Raw genomic sequence first — 16129 nt, forward strand, 5'->3', positions numbered from 1 at the left:
ATGGGCAAGGACACATTGACTTTCCTACGGTTTTTCGCAGTCACGACCGTCCTGGTGCTCGGGTTCGGGCTCCTGCCCACTCCCGTGCTCGCGCAGGGCCAGATCACCATCACCGACTCCGCGGGGAAGCCGTCGGTGCGTCGCGGCAGCACCCTGGAGTTCAGCGGGTCCGGCCTTCCCGACGGCCAGATCAGCCGTGCGGTCTTCCTGGCGCTCGCACCGGACGGTTCCGTGGAGGCCGAGCAGCAGATCGCGGGGCGCAACCGCACCGCGGCGGAGTCGCCCGAGGAGAACATCATCGTCCAGAACGGGTCGCTCAGCGGCAAGGGCACGCTGAACTGCCTGTTCGACGATCCGAGCGGGTGCGCCATCAACCACGGCGAGGTCGACGCCGTCCAGCTCGAGATCGTGGTCAACGGGCAGGTGTTCCGCAGCAACACCCTCGACGTGGACTACAACGCGCCCCGCTGGGTCGCCGCCGTGACCCGGTCGTCCAACGAGATCGTCGTGATCTTCTCCGAACCCGTCGTGGTCCGCTCCACCGTCGGCGGCATCCCCCAGTCGGACTCCGCGGCTGACTGGACCGTCCGGACCGCATCGGGGACCAACGTGCCCGTCACCGCGGTGCAGCAGGAGGAACGGGACTGTCCCAACCTCGACAGCGGCTGCACCAGGATCCTCAGGTTGGCCAGCGGCGGGGGCGAGGACGTCGTCTACACCGTCACCTACGACCCCGAGAGCGTACGGGGACGGTACGGCGACCGGGCGGGGAACCCGATCACCAACATCGGTGCCGAGCGCACGATGACGACGACCGACAACATCCGCCCGGCCGTGCCGCAGATCGACCGGGTCAACGGGGTCGCCACCAGCGAGAACGGCGACGGGAGCCCCGTCGTTGTCGTCGGCAACCGCAACCCCGTCGAGGTGCAGCTCTCCAACCTCAACCCCAACCACCAGCTGACCCTGTTCGGGATCGTGGGTGGGCAGCGCCAGCAGCTGACCATCGAGCCGGCCAGCCCATCCGTCGACCTGCTGGGTCGCACCACGGTCAGCGCCACGCTGCCGCGGCCCAGCGGGCAGTCCACCCAGGACCGGGTGTTCACCCTCCTCGCGGTCGCGACCGACCCGTCGGGCAACTCCTCGGAGGACCGCAACCAGCAGACCGCGTCCGAACGCGAGGACGGCGACTTCAACCCGACCGCCTACCACCTGGACACCATCGTCCCGTTCGTCCTGGACGCCGTGATCGACCCCCAGGACCCCAACACGGTCGTCGTGACCCTGTCCGAGCCGGTCACGCCCGACGGCAACGCCGGACGGTGGCGGATCCTGGACCAGGCCGTCACCGCCACGGGCACGGGGGCAACACGACGGCTGACCGCTTCCGCCCCGGTCAACGCCGCGGCCTCGGTGTCCTGGTCGCCCACCGACACCCGGTACCGGGACAAGGCCACCAACGCGCTCGAGCAGTTCACCCGCCCCCTCGGCGGACAGCTGCCGGACATCCTGCCGCCCATCGTCCAGCAGCCGTCAGGCGACCCGCGGTACATCGCGGCCGAGCAGGTCACCGTGTCCGGCACGCTCCGGCCAGCGCAGGACGCCAGCACCATCACCGAGGTCGCCGTCGAGCAGGTCGGCGGCAGCGTAACCGACACCGCTGAGGTCGCCGCGGACCGCAGCTGGTCGGTCGACATGCCGCTGGGCGCCGACGGGCTGTACCGGTTCTCCGCCCGCGCCCGGGACATCTTCGGCCAGACGAGCAGCGCGGCGCTGTCGGGTGAGATCGTGCACGACGCCACGGCCCCCGTCCTCGACCTGACCTATCCGCCGCCTCCCAGCAGCGGCATCGGTGGCCTCTTCGGCGGCGACCCCCAGGAGGAGCATCCGCAAGGGCAGCCGTTGCGCCTGGACTACGACCTGACCGAGGCCAACCACGACCGCGTGGACGTCGTCGTGACGTTCGCGGACGGGTCGACGGAGACCCACACCACCGCCAACCGGTCGTCGTTCGAGGTGCCGGTGCCGGAGGGGTACGCCGGCGACCTGTTCGTGGAGGTGCAGGCACACGACCTCGCCGGCAACGCGGGCAACGTGGCGGAGGGCGCCGTCGAGGTCCTCGCCGGCACCATCGGGCCCGACCGCGTCGAGCTCGTCGCCAACAGGACCGGCGACGTGCGGGTGGAGCTGGAGTTCGGCGTCGACCTGGCCGGCAGCACGATCGCCCTCGACTGGGCTGCCAGCGACGGGATCGAGCAGCCCGGCGAGACCGACACCCCGGACCGCACCCCGCTGTCGGCCAACCGCGCCGGCTCGGTCGTCACCCTGACGTTCGTGCAGCCGTTCCCGTCGACACCGGGCGACCCCAACGCCACGCCACGGATCGCCTTCGACCAGAGCCTCGGGAGCCTCCGGGGCGCAGGGGACGAGCGGATCCTGCTGCCCGGCAACACCATCGCGGAGGAGCACTTCCTGCCCGCCGACCCGACCATCAGCGGCGTGCCGGCCGGACCGGTCAGCACCGCCGCCGATGCGCCCGACGGGACGGACTGCACCACCGGCACGGAGTCGGGCCAGCCCGTCGAGGGGTGCCCCTACACGTGGACCCTGAACGGGACGACGGACGGCTCGGCGCTGCCGAACACCTACCGCGTGTTCCGGACCGCGCCGATGGTGTTCGCCCAGCAGCAGGACCGCGCGCTGTTCGAGGGGACCGCAGGGACCGACGGGCGCTTCCGCTTCACCGTCCCGCTGCACGCCAACACCGAGAACGGCTTCCGGGTCGAGGTCATCGACCCGAACGGCAACGAGGCCGAGGCACCTGCCACGTTCTCCATCGTCGAGGACTCCCTGCCGCCGGAGCTCGTGTCGCTGGTCGCCGGCTACGACGCCGGCGCGACCGAGATCGAGATCCTCTACGCCTTCGACGAACGGGTCGTCGACGTCGACCTCGTGTGGATCGACGCCGACGGGGACGAACGACCGATCACGCCGGCCAACCACGGGCCGAGCAGCGAGGACGGCCGCTCCGGCTCCTACACCTGGACGATCCCCGACTCCGTCGACCTCGCGACCATGGGTGGCGTCGTCATCCGGGGTCGTGGCACCGACGTCGCGGGCAACGTCGGTGACTACGAGAACGCCAGCCTGACCGCCCTGCCACGACTGCTGAGTGCAGAGACCGACGGCCTGTCGACCATCACCGTGCGCACGTCCGAACCGGTGACCACGACCGCCGACGGACCCGCCGGGTTCAGGTTGCTGAACGGCCCGGGTGTCCGCACCACGACGGCCGACGGCACCCTCATCACCCTCTCCCTCAACGACGAGCTGCAGAGCGGCTCGACGATCGTGCAGTACACCGGCGACGGCGGCTGGGCCGCCCCGGACGGACGGCCCCTCGTGGCCGGTCAGCTGTCGGTCGACCTGCGCACGATCTTCCCCGTCACCGGCCTGGTCGCGGGACCCAACGCCGCGGGGGGCGCGAACCTGTCCTTCGTCGACGAGCGCAACCCGGCTGCCATGGTGGCCGGGTACGAGGTCGCGCGTGACGGGGAGGTCGTCACCGTCCTGCCCCGCGGGGAGCGCTTCTTCGCCGACGCCGACCTCGCGCCAGGCCTGCACACCTACACCGTGACCGTCGTCGGCTCCGGTGGACTCCGCAGCGAGCCGCGTGCGGTGAGCGTGACGCTGGGGGCCGGCCCCGACGGCGACGGGACCGACGGTGGCACCGGCTATCCGCCGGGTTCGGGGATCGAGGTCGACTGCCCGTTCCCGGCAGCGCCGAACGTGACCCCCGACGGGGGCGGTGTCCTGTCCTGCGACGGGCGCTTCGCCGTGATCGTCCCGGCTGGCGTCATCGGCGAGGCGGCCTATGGCCGCATCGTGCGACGCGAGACCGTGCCCGTGGACGGGTTCCAGTCGGTGACATCGCTGTACCAGCTCGCGCTCGTCGCCGACGACGACGACTTCACCACCATCGATGCCTTCGACGGGTACGTCGAGGCCAGCGTGCGGGGGGTCGAGAACCTCCTCGCGGAGGCCGTCGTCGAGCGCGTCGCCATCAGTCGACTCCACGACACCGGTGCACACGACGAGCTCGGCACCCGCGTGGGACGCGAGTCCGCAGGGGCGTCCTTCGTGACGGTCGGCACCTTCGGCCTCGAGGAAGCCGACGGGGCCACCCTGCGGGTCTACGGCCCGGACCCGGCGATCACACCGGATCGCTTCGCCACCGCTGCAGGGTTGTCGCAGACGCAGTTCGCCTCCGCGGGCGCCGCGGTGCTGGCCCGCGCTGACGACTACCCCGACGCGCTTGCCGCCGCCACCCTCGCGGCCCAGGTCGGCGGACCGGTGCTGCTGACCCGGACCGACGACCTCCCCACCACGACGCTCCTCGAGCTCGAGCGGCTCGACGTCGACCAGGTCGTCCTGGCCGGTGGCACCGCAGCGGTGTCCGACGGGGTCGCCTCGACCCTCGGCACGATGGGCATCGACGTCGTGCGTGTCGACGGGCCGACGCGATTCCACACCGCTGCGGCGATCGCCACGCGGACCGGGTCCGTCGACGACCACGCCTACCTGGCCACGGCCGTCAACTTCGCTGACGCCCTGGCAGCCAGCGCCCCTGCGGCCGCACTGGGCCGGCCGATCCTGCTGACCCACCCCGACCGCCTGGCCGAGGAAGCGCTCGGCGCCCTCCTGGAGCTGGGGATCACCGACGTGACCATCGTGGGTGGGACTGCGGCGATCGACGACGCCGTCGCCGAGGCGCTCCGGGCTGCCGGGTTCGCCGTCGACCGCGTCGCGGGCCTCACCCGCTACGAGACGGCGGTTGCCCTTGCTGGCCAGCTGGCCGCCGGTGGCCAGCTCGACATGCGCCGCCCGCTGGTCGCCTCGGGCGACGGTGACGGCGTGACCTCGCCTGACGCGCTGGCTGCCGGACCCATCGCGGCCCGCCACGGGAGCCCGCTCGTGCTGACGCCGCGGTCGGTCGTTCCCGATGTCGTCGTCGACCTGCTGTCGTCCTCCTCCGGCCTCCGTGGGCTGATGCTCGCCGGCGGGCCCGTCGCGGTCAGCGACGACGTCAGGGCGGCGCTGGACGACGCGGCACCGCCAACAGCGGACTAGGGCCGGACCGCACGCGTCGCAGCGATCCCTCCTCGGCGTGTCCGGGGACAGGGCGCCACCGGCAGGTCCTCGTCCCCGCCACCCGAGGGGCCCGGACGGTACGGTTGGCGAGATGGATCCACGACTGAAGCGACTGGTACGGATCGCCCGGGACGTGGTCGTCCCGGCCCTGCGGAAGGCGGCCCGGGACCGCCGCGACGCTGCGCGCACACCTGGTGCCCACGCGCATGCTCCCTCGCCGTCACCGCACGTCGATGCACGGCGCGGTGAGGTCGACACCGCCACCGCCAGGCCGAGGGTCGCCTACGCCCCCGCCCGCGACGACGACGCCGACCCGGGCGAGGTCGTCTGGGCCTGGGTGCCCTACGAGGACGACCCGACGCAGGGCAAGGACCGTCCCCTGCTGGTCATCGGCCACATCGAGGACGACGTGGCCGCCCTGGCGCTGACCTCGCGGGCACACGACGACCGCCATCACCATCCGCTGGGGACGGGCCCTTGGGACAGCCGCGGACGTCCGTCGTGGATCAAGCTCGATCGGTTGCTGCGGCTGGATCCCGACGCGATCCGTCGCGAGGGTGCGGTGCTGGACAAGGACCGCTTCGACGACGTGGTCGCCGCGTGGGAGGCCTACTGAGGTGAGTACCGAACCCGGACTGCACCGGACGTACCTCTACGCGTCCGGGACGAAGCCGCGCGCCATGGCGCGGGCGATCGCCTCCGAGGCCGACGCCGTCATCCTCGACCTCGAGGACTCCGTGGCGCCGGAGGACAAGGTCGCTGCTCGAGGTGCGGTCGCCGACTTCGTGGCCGACCGCGCGGGCGGGGCCACGTGCGACGTGCACGTGCGGGTCAACCGCTGGGCCGACGGGTTCGACATCGACGACGTGCGCGCGGTGGTCCAGCCCGGCGTGACCGCGCTGCGGCTGCCGAAGGTGCAGTCCGTCGACGAGGTCCGCAGCTTGGATGCCCTGGTGGTGGAGCTGGAGGCCGCGGCCGGCATGGCGTCGGGCACGATCGGCTTCTACCCGACCGTTGAGACGGCGTCGGGGGCGATGCTGCTGGGGCCCGTCCTCGAGGCCACGACCCGGACCCGTCGGGCCGCGTTCGGGGCCAGTGACTTCGTCGCCGACATCTCCGCCTCGGGCAACGACGACCTGGCGACGCTGCACGTCCGCTCCCACATCGTCATGGTCTCGCGGGCCACCGGGAAGGGCATGCCGATCGACAGCGTGTTCGGTCACATCGACGATGTCGCTGGCCTGGTGGCCAGCGCCAAGCGGGCCAAGTCCCTGGGCTTCTTCGGCAAGTCCGTGATCCACCCCTCACAGGTCGGTCCCGTCAACGACGTCTTCACCCCCGACCGAGCGGCCCGGAACTGGGCGCGCCAGATCGTCGCCAGCCTCGGGGAGGCCGAGGTGCACCGCTCGGGCCTGCTGATGGTCGACGACGAGCTGCTGGACCCCGGACTGGTGCAGCGGGCACGTGCGATCGTCCGGCTCGTCGACCGCATCGAGGGCGCTCGACCGGAGTGACTGGTTAGTCGGTGTCAGTCCGGGTTGTTTGAGTGGCGTACGCACGGGGCATCCCATGCAGCAGACCGGTCCTGACAGTTCCCCGAACGAAAGAGGTGTATCAAGTGATTACCCTCGGCATCATCCTGCTGCTGATCGGCGTCCTCGCCGGTATCCCGATCCTGACCACCATCGGTACGATCCTGCTGGTCGTCGGTGTGGTCCTGTTCCTGGCTGGCCGCCTCGGCCACGCCATCGGTGGGCGGGCCCACTACTACTAGGACGGGCGCGGCGCGGACACGATCCAGCGCCCCCGCACGGCTTCGGCCCCGACCGCATCTGCGGTCGGGGCCGCGTCATGTCCGGACCCGCACCTCCGGGCCGCGGCGTGCGTTAGCGTGTCGCACCCATGGACCGGACACGGCTGCAGCACGTCGCCCAGGCACCGACGAACCCCCGCCGGGCGCGTCCCGACGGCCGGGCCTTCGACGTCGCCGACCTCTACACCGACGGGCCGTTGCCGGTGGAGGCCACCGGGGACGCCGGCACGCTGCCGCTGGACGAGAAGCTCCGCCAGGCCTACTTCTGGATCGTCAACCGGGCCGTCATCAGCCCGCACTACGACCTGGACTTCCACGACGGACCCTCGCCGTCCTGGCGGTTCGGTGAGTCCGCCACGGAGGTCACGCTGCCGAGCGGGCAGAGCTACTCCTCCTTCGTGCTGCTGCCGCTGCTCAACTTCGCCGTCCGCGCCCGATGCCTGCTGGTCGGGGGCCCCGGCCGGGGAAAGACCGCCACGGCCACCCTGCTCGGGGTGCTCGCGGGGCACTCGCTGACCGACGTCCGTCGCGGCATGCAGCACGGCCACCCGCAGATGACCATCGCCGACCTGCTCGGCAACCCGCTGCCGGCCGACCTCGTCAGCGCCACCTCCACCGCCGACATCCGCATCGCCTGGCGGTCGTGGCTGGACATGCGGGTGCGGATCGTCGACGAGTACAACCGCATCCCGACCCGAACCCAGTCGGCGCTGCTGACGTTGATGGGCGACGGGTACGCCGAGATGCTGGACCAGGTCAAGGAATGCCCCGAGGGGGCGTGGTTCCTGACCGCCAACGACGACGCCGGCGGAGGGACCTACAAGGTCATCGAGGCGCTTCGCGACCGCATCGACGTGACCGTCAAGGCGCTGGCGTTCAACCCGCGGTTCCTCGGTGCGCTGCTGGACCGGATCGAGGCCGGCTACCGGCCAGCGGAGGTGGTTCCCGAGCAGCTGGTCTTCACCAGCGACGAGCAGGACCGCATGCACGCGGAGATCCTGGCCGTGCCGATCCCCGAGGGCATCCGCCGTCGCCTGGAGTTCTTCGCCAGCCAGTTCGAGTTCGCCGAGTCCGCCGCCACGGTCCTGGAGTACCAGACCAAGGACACCATCCGCCTGGCCGGCATCGAGCGGCACCTGCTGGACGACGACACCGGCACCGACCGGCTGGCCGACCTCGGCGTGCAGACCCTCAACGGCCTGTCGGTCCGCGCGCTGATGACGATCATGACGTTCGCCAAGGCGATGGCGTGGTTCCGGGGGATGGCGGCGGTGCAGCTCGACGACGTCCGCCACGTGCTCGGGTTCGTGCTGCACGACCGGCTGGTGCCGGACCTCGACGCGCCGTTCTTCGAGGCCGAGGGAAACGCGGCGCTGCGGGCGGACCGCGTCGGCTGGATCCGGCGGCTGTTCGACCTGTCGTGCGCGGACTTCGACCGGCAGGGTCGCGACGAGGACGATCCGGTGTCGGCCCTCCTCGCGGAGTTCGACGCCGGCATCGACGGGCTGACCGAGTCGGTCACCCGCGAGCGGCTGACCCGCATCGAGGGCCTGCTGGCGTCGTGGGCCAGGGGCAAGAAGCTCTACGGGACGGTCTACGACGACGTCCTGGCGCTGAAGTACCTGCATCAGCGCTACACCAACTACCTGGCCTGGCTGCGGTGGCGGGGGTGACGTCGGCGGTCGGGTCGGCGCTCGGGACCGTGCTGAGGGATCGGCGCGACCGGTTCAACGCCCTGGCCGTCGAGGCCCGGCTGCTCGGTGGCGGCTTCGCCGAGGAGGCGTTCACCGACGCCCTGCGGGGACCGGTCGACGCCCTTGCCGAAGCGGTGGACCGGGTCGACCACACCGCGGTCGGCCCGACGGTGGAGGCCGCCTACCGGGCGGCGCTGACGCTGACCAGCCGGGGCGTGGAGGTCGTCGGCCGCGGAGGCGACGCAGCCGAGGAACCGGTGGCAGCCGTCTGGGCGCGACTGCCGGAGATGGCCGGTCTGGTCGCCGCCGACCCCGTCCGTGTGCTCGGGTCGGTGACCAACGCGACGTTGTCGGTGGCCGCGACGCCCGGGGTCGACGTCGCGGGGTGGGTCGACCGGATCGGTGCCCTCGGCGCGAGGCTGGCGGGGGAGGGGATGGCCGGCGTCGGTCCGTGGCTGGCAGCCGGGCGGGTGGCGGCGTGGACCTGCGGCATGGCGCACCAGCGCGACACCGCCCTGGCGGCGATCGATGGGCTCCCGCCCTCGGTGGTTGCAATGGCCGTCGGCCTGGACGAGGTCGACCTCGCGTCGTGGACACCGACCGACCGCTGGTCCCGCCCGCCGGCCCCCGCTGACCGGGACGACCACGGGTACGTGGTCGGGCGTCCCGTCGGGGGCTTCGTCGGGTTCGGGGGGCCCTTCACCCGACCGCCCCGCGTGTGGGTCGACCAGCACGGCGCCATCCACGCCACCGGCGGCCCCGACGACGGGGTCTGGCGGATGCACGCCGACGCGTTCGGCACCACCCTCCTGCGCGCCTCCCACGGCACCGTCCCCGTCGGTCCCGGCAGGGTCGACCACTGGCCCCCCACGCCCATCCCGCGGGTCACCTCGCTCGCCGCCACCGACGACACGTTCGCCGTCACCACCTCGGCCAGCCACCGGATCGCCGTCACGGGCCGGACCGACAGGGTGTCGGCGTGAGGGGTCGTGCGGTCCCCACCGAGCTGGTGGAGGCATGGCAGGACCGCTGGTCCGACGCGCTCGGGCTGTGGAGCCGCTTCACCAGGCTGCGCCCCCCGACCCTGTGCACCACCTCGTCGGCGGCCCGGCGGGAGGGGCTGCGCGACAGCTTCGCCATGATCAGGCTGGCCGACCAGTCCGTCGTCGTCGACCTGCAGCGGATCGTCGCCCTCGGGCTGGCCGACCGACCCCTGGAGGTCCTCGGCCACGAGATCGGCCACCACATCGCCGCGCCGGCGTCGGTCACCACCTCCGCCCGGGTGATCGCACGCATGCGAGTGGCGCTCCCCGGGGTCGAGCACACCGCGCCGATGCTGGCCAACCTCTACGCCGACCTGCTGATCAACGACCGCCTGCAGCGCGACCGGGGGCTCGCCGTCCACGAGCTGTACCGGGCCATCGCCGCGGCGAGCAGGTCGACACCGACGCCCCTGTGGCGGATGTACCTGCGGACCTACGAGATCCTCTGGGCGCTGCAGGGCGGCACGCTGACCGACGCCGACCCCGGCACGCCGTTGGCGTCGCGCATCGAGGGTGATGCCCAGCTCTGTGCCCGCCTGGTCCGCAGCTACGCCAGCCAGTGGGCGGACGGCGCCGGCCGGTTCGCCGCACTCTGCTTCGGCTACCTCGAGGCCGACGGCGACGGCTCGCTCGACCCCGCAGGGGTATGGGACGACGCCACCACCGCCGGTGCCGGTGCACGGATCCCCCCGGGGCTGGCCGCCCCCGACCCGGAGGAGGAGGCCGGTGCCATCCACCCGGCGCTGGACCCCGCCCTCAACGGCCTCGGCCGAACCACGAGCGACGCCACGGCCCCGGCCGACGTCACCGGACCGCCGCGGGTCGACCCGGGCAGCACCGCCTCCGCCGGCCAGCACCGCGAACCGTTCGAGTACGGCGAGATCCTCCGGGCCCTCGGGATGGACCTGACCGGCCACGAGGTGGCCGTCCGCTACTACCGCGAGCTGGCCCAGCGCCACCTCGTCCCGTTCCCCACCCGTCCCGACACGACGCCCGGCGAGGTCCTGCCGGAGGGCTTCGAACCGTGGACGCCCGGCGAACCGCTCGCCGACATCGACTGGCTGCAGACGGTCCTGACCAGCCCCACGGTCATCCCGGGCGTGACCACGGTGCAGCGCGTCCACGGGGTCGACGACATGGCGCCGCCGGCCCCCGTACCGGTCGACCTCGACATCTACATCGACTCGTCCGGCTCGATGCCCAACCCCCAGCAACGCCTGTCCTACCCGGCGCTGGCCGGCACCGTGCTGGTCCTCTCGGCGCTGCGAGCCGGTGCCCGGGTCCAGGCCACCCTGTGGAGCGGCGCCCAGCAGTTCCAGACCACCGACGGGTTCACCGAGGACCGCGACGCGATCCTCAGGGTGGTCCTCGGGCACATCGGTGGGGGCACCGCGTTCCCCCTCCACGTCCTGCGCGACACCTACCGAAACCGGCGGGACGACGACCGACCCGCCCACATCCTGGTCGTCTCCGATGACGGGGTGACCACGATCTTCAACGACGACGAGGAGGGCACCCCGGGGCGCGAGGTACAGGCAACCGCGCTTCGTCGGGCCCGCGGCGGCGGGACATGGGTGCTGGAGCTGTTCGGCCGTCCCGCCGGGATCGACGAGGCCCGCGACCTGGGCTGGACGATCGAGGAGGTCGACGACCTCGAGGGCCTTGTCGCCTTCGCGCGACGCTTCGCCCGGGCCACCTACGCCGGGACGCCGGCGTGAGCCCCGCAGCCGGGCCGCCCGTCCAGCGCCTGACCAGGCGGCTGGCCGAAACCCCCTCGGCCTTCCTCGGCCCCGTCGACGTCGCGGCGGTCCTCTCCGACGTGCTGGCCGACCTGGGACACGAACCGCTGTCGGAGGAGTGGCTGGACGCGCTGACGCCGCAACGCCCGTCCGAGGCGCAGGTGGGGTGGCTGCGGACCTGCGCCGTCGTCGCCTGGCTGGTGGCCGATCCGCAGGTCGGCGCGATCACCAGCACCCACGCCGTCCTGCGCCTGCTCGGCGGGGACCTGCACACCGTCGCCGAACACGTGCGTGCCGAGGACTTCGTCGGGGAGGACGATCGACGGGAGGAGCTGGCCCGGCTGCTGCTGCGCGCGGCCGGTGTGGTCCCCGCCGGTGAGACCGAGACCCAGGCCGCCGACCGGCTGGCGACGCTGGACACCGCCACGCGGCTGCGCGTCATCGCCGAGGCCCGCGCCGCCGAAGCGCACACCGCGAAGGTCCGGCAGGCGCTGGCCCGCAAGCGGGCGCAGGAAGCCGCCGCCAAGGCCACCAGGGAATGAGGTGTCGTCGCCGATGAGCACCCTGCCCGACCACATCACCCCGTCAGGGGCCGAGGCCTACCGGACGCTCGTCGAAGCGCCCGGCTCCCCGATTTGGACCCACCCGCGGGAGGATCGCCTGACCCCGGCGATGCGACGCGAGGTGCAGGCCTTCGCCGCCCTCGTCAGGACGCACCCCCCGGCGTGGCACCCCGGCCGGCAGCCGGCGTGGCTGGACCCGTGGCTCGAGCGGATCTGGGGCCACGTCCCCGCCCTCGCCCGACGCGGACCCCGGCCGCCGAACCTCGGCGACATCACCCCGACGAGCCGATCCGACCTGGCCGCCGACCCCGCCGCCCACGTCCCCGACGACATCGCCCTGGACGAGCTGCTGGCCTACTCGACCTCCGGGACGGCCAGCGCACCGATGACGGTCCCCAGCCACCCGGTCACCACCGCCTCCTACTACCCGCTGCTGCGCCATGCCGCCTCCTGGATCGTCGACGTCGACCTCAGGCCGGACCACCTCGACTGGGTCACCGTCATCAGCCAGGAGGTCGGGGGCTACGTCATCCCGTCGTGGTCCTCGACCACCGGGACCCTGACGGCCCAGATCTCCCTGCACGCCGATCGCTGGCGAACACCCGCCGACATCGGCACGTTCCTCGCCGACCACGACCCCCGGGTGATCACCGGCGACCCGGTGGCCTTCGACGTGCTGCTGGAGCTCGATCCGTCCATCCACCCACAGCTGCTGGTGTCGACGGCGTCGGCGCTGTCGGCGGGGCTGCGCGAACGGCTGGAGACACGGTTCGGCGCACCGGTGCTGGACGTGCTGTCGCTGACCGAGACGGGACCGGTCGCGGTGTCGACGACCGCGGGTGGACCCCACCGGCTGGTGCAGCCACGACTGTTCGTGGAGACCCTGCGGCCGGACGGATCGCCGACAGCGGAGGGCGAACAGGGTGAGATCGTGCTGACCGGCGGGATGAACCGTGCCCTGCCGCTGGTCCGCTACCGCACCGGGGACCGGGCGACCCTCCGCTGGACGCCGGACGCGACCGCACCCGTGCTGGACGACGTCGAGGGCAGGCCCGTCGTGGTGTTCAGGACCCTGGACGGCGGTCGGGTCAACAGCCATTCGGTCACCGTGGCGTTGCGTCCCCTGGCGCTGCCACGCCTCACCCTCCACCAGGACGGCGACGGTGGGCTGATCCTCGGGCTCGACGACCCCGACGGCCCCGACGCCACACGCGCCCTGACCCTCCTCGGCGAGCTCTTCCCGGGCAGCCCGATCGCCGTCGTCGCCGTGCCGACGGACCGTGCGAAGGTCGTGCCCTACTCGACGGACTGAACGCGGGGGAGTCCGGACGCACGAGGGGCCGGCCCGTGGGCCGGCCCCTCTCCAACGACGATCCGCTGCCGATCAGCCCGTGGGCGCCAGGCGGTGCTGGTTGGCGACGCCGACGGTCCCGCCCCCCGGCAGGTCGTCGCCGGCCCGCCTGACCTCGATGGTCGCGACGTCGGGATCGGCGTCCGCCAGCGCGGTCTCGAACACGTCGGGCGTGACCTCGGTGCCGTCGACGTAGTAGCGGTTCTGGACGCTACCGCCGTCCCGGAACGGGTCGCCGGTGTACGGCAGGTCGTTGTACACGGTGCCGTCGGCCGTCACCACGTCGTAGGACGGCGACGTCGCGGCCGTCTGGACGTCGGTCGGGCTGCCCGACAGGAACTGGTTGACCAGCTCGACCCGCTGGGGCGTCTCGCTGGAGGCCGGCACGACCGTCACCCGGTCACCGGGCGACCAGGCCTCCTGCAGGTCACCGATCGTCGACAGCACACCGTCCACGACGTACGTGCCACCGGTCAGGTCGATGGTCCGCGTGACCGGGCCCTGGCCGGGAACCAGGAGGTCGACCTGCCCCGCGTCGCTGAGGTCGTAGAACTGGGTCGCCAGACCGGTGGTACCAGCCGCGATCGCGTTGACCAGGCTGAAGACCTCGACGTCGTCCTGCCGCGAGTAGGTCAGCACGTCGCCCTCGCTGAGCGCGAGGTCGAACTGGGAGTAGTCCGCGGCGACGCCGTCGACCTCGTAGTCGTACGACGGACCGTCGTTGGCCTCGAACCGCAGGTCGCTGCTGTGGAAGGGCACGTCGCCGAGCATCGGCGAGTCCGGCAGCCCGCCCGAGTCGATGCGCATCTGCAGGCCGAAGGACCCGTCGAAGGTGGCGAAGTCGAAGACCGGGCCCGACACCGAGGCGTTGGTGAGGTCGATGGTCGGCACCTCGGCCGCGGTCTGACCGAGGACGACGGTGTCACCCTCGTTGATGTCCTCCTCGAGGCTGGACAGCGGCGCGTTCACCCCGTCGACGGTGTACAGCCCGCCGGGCAGGTCGAAGGTTCGAAGCTCCACGCCCGACACGGGCTCGATGATGTCGGCCTGTCCGCCGATGAGGTCCACGTTGCCGACGACGCCGCTGGTGTAGTCCAGCGGGTCGATGTTGACCAGGGAGTGCTCGACACCCCCCTGCGCGAACCCGCTGCCGTTGTTGCTGACCACGTCACCGACGGTGGCCTGCTGCAGGAACACCGCCTCGCTGGCCGGCTGCCCGTCGACGAGGAACGTGTCGTCGGTGCCGATGGTGACCAGGACCTCCTCGAGGCCGGGGACGTAGGCGTAGGCCTCGCCGAGGTTGGCGGTCAGGATGCCGCCGTCGGCGGGGACGATGGTGTAGGTGGCCGTGTCGACCTGGGTCGACCCGCCGGGCAGGTCGAGGGTCACGGTCACGACGCACGACGTCGTCGGAGGACCGGCGATGGCCACGTCGGTGGTGCCGGACACCGGGGTGTCGGCGATGCAGTCACCGGTGGCGGTGCCGGCCTCGGCGTTCTCGCCGACGATGGCGATCTCCACGGTGCTGCCGACCGGGATGGTGGCGCCGCTGGCCGGGGTGAAGGTGACGTCCGCCTGTGGCGGCAGCCCCCGGGTCACACGGGCGAGCTCGCACGTGGACGGCAGCGTCGCGCAGGTCAGGACCGCGTTGTCGAAGAAGTCGGTCTGGGCGAACCCGCCGGGCGGGGTCAGGAAGTCCGTCGTGGAGCCCGGAAGGCCGTCGCCGTTGGCAAGCACGATCGGGGCGTCGAACTCCGCGGAGTGGGCGGCAGCGGCGAAGCCCCCGGCCCATGCGTCCTCGGCCTGGCCCTCGACGAGGATGACCCGGCCGGCGTCGCTGGCGTTGTCCACGCCACGCATCTCCGCGACCGCGATGGCCGTGTCGAAGCGGGTCGGGCCGGCGACCCGGGTCGTGGCGATGCCCATCTCCTCGAGCTCGTTCTCGACGGTCTCGGAGATCGCGGCAGTGCCACCCATGATCATCATCGTGTCGATGGAGGACCGCTCGAGGTAGGCCCGCACGCTGCCCGGGAGGGTGTCGGTGGGGGTCAGCAGGATCGGCCACCCCTCGTCCGCGGCCCACCCGCCGGCAGCGAGGGAGTCCGCGAACGCCTGTGACGCATCGGTGCTGCCCTCGGCTGCGAAGCCACGAGCGAGCAGGGCCGTGTTGGCGGTGGGCGCCTCGACCTCGGCGATGTTGATGGCGGTCTCGAAGCGGGTGGGGCCCGACCGACGGGTCACCTGGTAGTCCGCGGCGAGCTCCCGCTCCACATCGGCCGACAGGGCCGCCTCGCCGCCGAGCAGCACGACCTCCGACGGGTCGTAGGTGGCCAGCAGGTCGCGCACGCGCTGGGAGATCGGACCCTCCGTGGGCACGAGCAGCAGGGGCGCCTCGGCCTGCATGACCGCGCTCGCCATGTTGTCGGCGAACTGGTCCTCGCGGCCGATGAGCACCCGCTGGGTGGGGCCGTCGAAGGTGGCCTCGGCCAGGCGGGAGACGATCTCGACGGTGTCGAGCGTCTCGCCCTCCTTGATCACCGAGATGGTGTCACTGACATCGGCGGCGGCGGGGATCGCCAGCGGCAGCACCAGCAGGGCCGCCAACAGGATCACCACGCCTCGGACTCGCGTGGACAACAACGATGCAGACATGTCTGGCTCCCTCGGGGTACGAAACCGGCGATCACGGACAAGGACGTCCGGAAACGGGCAACCCTCGTGCCCGTCGCCGATACGTGATCCTCGCACATCGGACCTGATACGTGCCGCGTGCAC

10 protein-coding genes are annotated in these 16129 nt (G+C 72.2%); 9 read left to right on the forward strand and 1 reads right to left on the reverse strand.

What is annotated here, in order from left to right:
* Nucleotides 1-54 precede the first annotated feature (54 nt).
* The 9 genes from CUC05_RS22175 (at nt 55) to CUC05_RS22210 (ending at nt 13315) form a co-directional block, all read left to right on the forward strand.
* Nucleotides 55-5130, forward strand: a complete 5076-nt coding sequence (locus CUC05_RS22175) for a cell wall-binding repeat-containing protein (RefSeq protein WP_108668331.1) — start codon at nt 55-57, stop codon at nt 5128-5130.
* Between the two features lie 112 nt (nt 5131-5242).
* Nucleotides 5243-5767 carry a type II toxin-antitoxin system PemK/MazF family toxin gene (locus CUC05_RS22180; protein ID WP_108668332.1) on the forward strand — a complete coding sequence of 175 codons (525 nt, stop codon included), beginning with the start codon at nt 5243-5245 and terminating at the stop codon, nt 5765-5767.
* Nucleotide 5768: 1 nt separating this feature from the next.
* A complete protein-coding gene (locus CUC05_RS22185) occupies nt 5769-6665 on the forward strand; it encodes an HpcH/HpaI aldolase/citrate lyase family protein (RefSeq protein ID WP_108668333.1) in 897 nt (298 codons plus the stop codon).
* Between the two features lie 104 nt (nt 6666-6769).
* The gene (locus tag CUC05_RS25195) at nt 6770-6925 is read left to right on the forward strand and encodes a DUF6131 family protein (protein ID WP_170128087.1); all 156 of its coding nucleotides are present in this window, start codon (nt 6770-6772) and stop codon (nt 6923-6925) included.
* Between the two features lie 128 nt (nt 6926-7053).
* Nucleotides 7054-8637, forward strand: a complete 1584-nt coding sequence (locus tag CUC05_RS22190) for an AAA family ATPase (RefSeq protein ID WP_108668334.1) — start codon at nt 7054-7056, stop codon at nt 8635-8637.
* Nucleotides 8634-9641, forward strand: a complete 1008-nt coding sequence (locus CUC05_RS22195; RefSeq protein ID WP_108668335.1) for a hypothetical protein — start codon at nt 8634-8636, stop codon at nt 9639-9641. Before CUC05_RS22190 ends, CUC05_RS22195 begins: the two co-directional genes overlap by 4 nt.
* Nucleotides 9638-11419: a vWA domain-containing protein gene (locus CUC05_RS22200; RefSeq protein WP_205712493.1), complete on the forward strand. Its 1782-nt coding sequence runs from the start codon at nt 9638-9640 to the stop codon at nt 11417-11419. The genes CUC05_RS22195 and CUC05_RS22200 overlap by 4 nt, the downstream gene beginning before the upstream one ends.
* The gene (locus tag CUC05_RS22205; protein ID WP_108668336.1) at nt 11416-11982 is read left to right on the forward strand and encodes a hypothetical protein; all 567 of its coding nucleotides are present in this window, start codon (nt 11416-11418) and stop codon (nt 11980-11982) included. Before CUC05_RS22200 ends, CUC05_RS22205 begins: the two co-directional genes overlap by 4 nt.
* Nucleotides 11983-11995: 13 nt before the next feature.
* Nucleotides 11996-13315 carry a phenylacetate--CoA ligase family protein gene (locus CUC05_RS22210; protein ID WP_108668337.1) on the forward strand — a complete coding sequence of 440 codons (1320 nt, stop codon included), beginning with the start codon at nt 11996-11998 and terminating at the stop codon, nt 13313-13315.
* A gap of 72 nt (nt 13316-13387) precedes the next feature.
* On the opposite strand, the gene CUC05_RS22215 is transcribed toward CUC05_RS22210, so the two are convergent.
* Nucleotides 13388-16006 (reverse strand): cell wall-binding repeat-containing protein, encoded by a 2619-nt coding sequence (locus tag CUC05_RS22215; protein ID WP_108668338.1) that lies wholly within the window; start codon nt 16004-16006, stop codon nt 13388-13390.
* Nucleotides 16007-16129: the final 123 nt, after the last annotated feature.

The sequence above is a fragment of the Euzebya rosea genome (genome assembly GCF_003073135.1).
GTDB classification, from domain to species: domain Bacteria; phylum Actinomycetota; class Nitriliruptoria; order Euzebyales; family Euzebyaceae; genus Euzebya; species Euzebya rosea.

Excerpts from the sequence above, each read along its gene's own strand:
- CUC05_RS22180 (WP_108668332.1), top strand. The coding sequence starts at position 5,243 with ATGGATCCACGACTGAAGCGACTGGTACGGATCGCCCGGGACGTGGTC.
- CUC05_RS22190 (WP_108668334.1), top strand. The coding sequence starts at position 7,054 with ATGGACCGGACACGGCTGCAGCACGTCGCCCAGGCACCGACGAACCCC.
- CUC05_RS22210 (WP_108668337.1), top strand. The coding sequence starts at position 11,996 with ATGAGCACCCTGCCCGACCACATCACCCCGTCAGGGGCCGAGGCCTAC.
- CUC05_RS22215 (WP_108668338.1), bottom strand. The coding sequence starts at position 16,006 with ATGTCTGCATCGTTGTTGTCCACGCGAGTCCGAGGCGTGGTGATCCTG.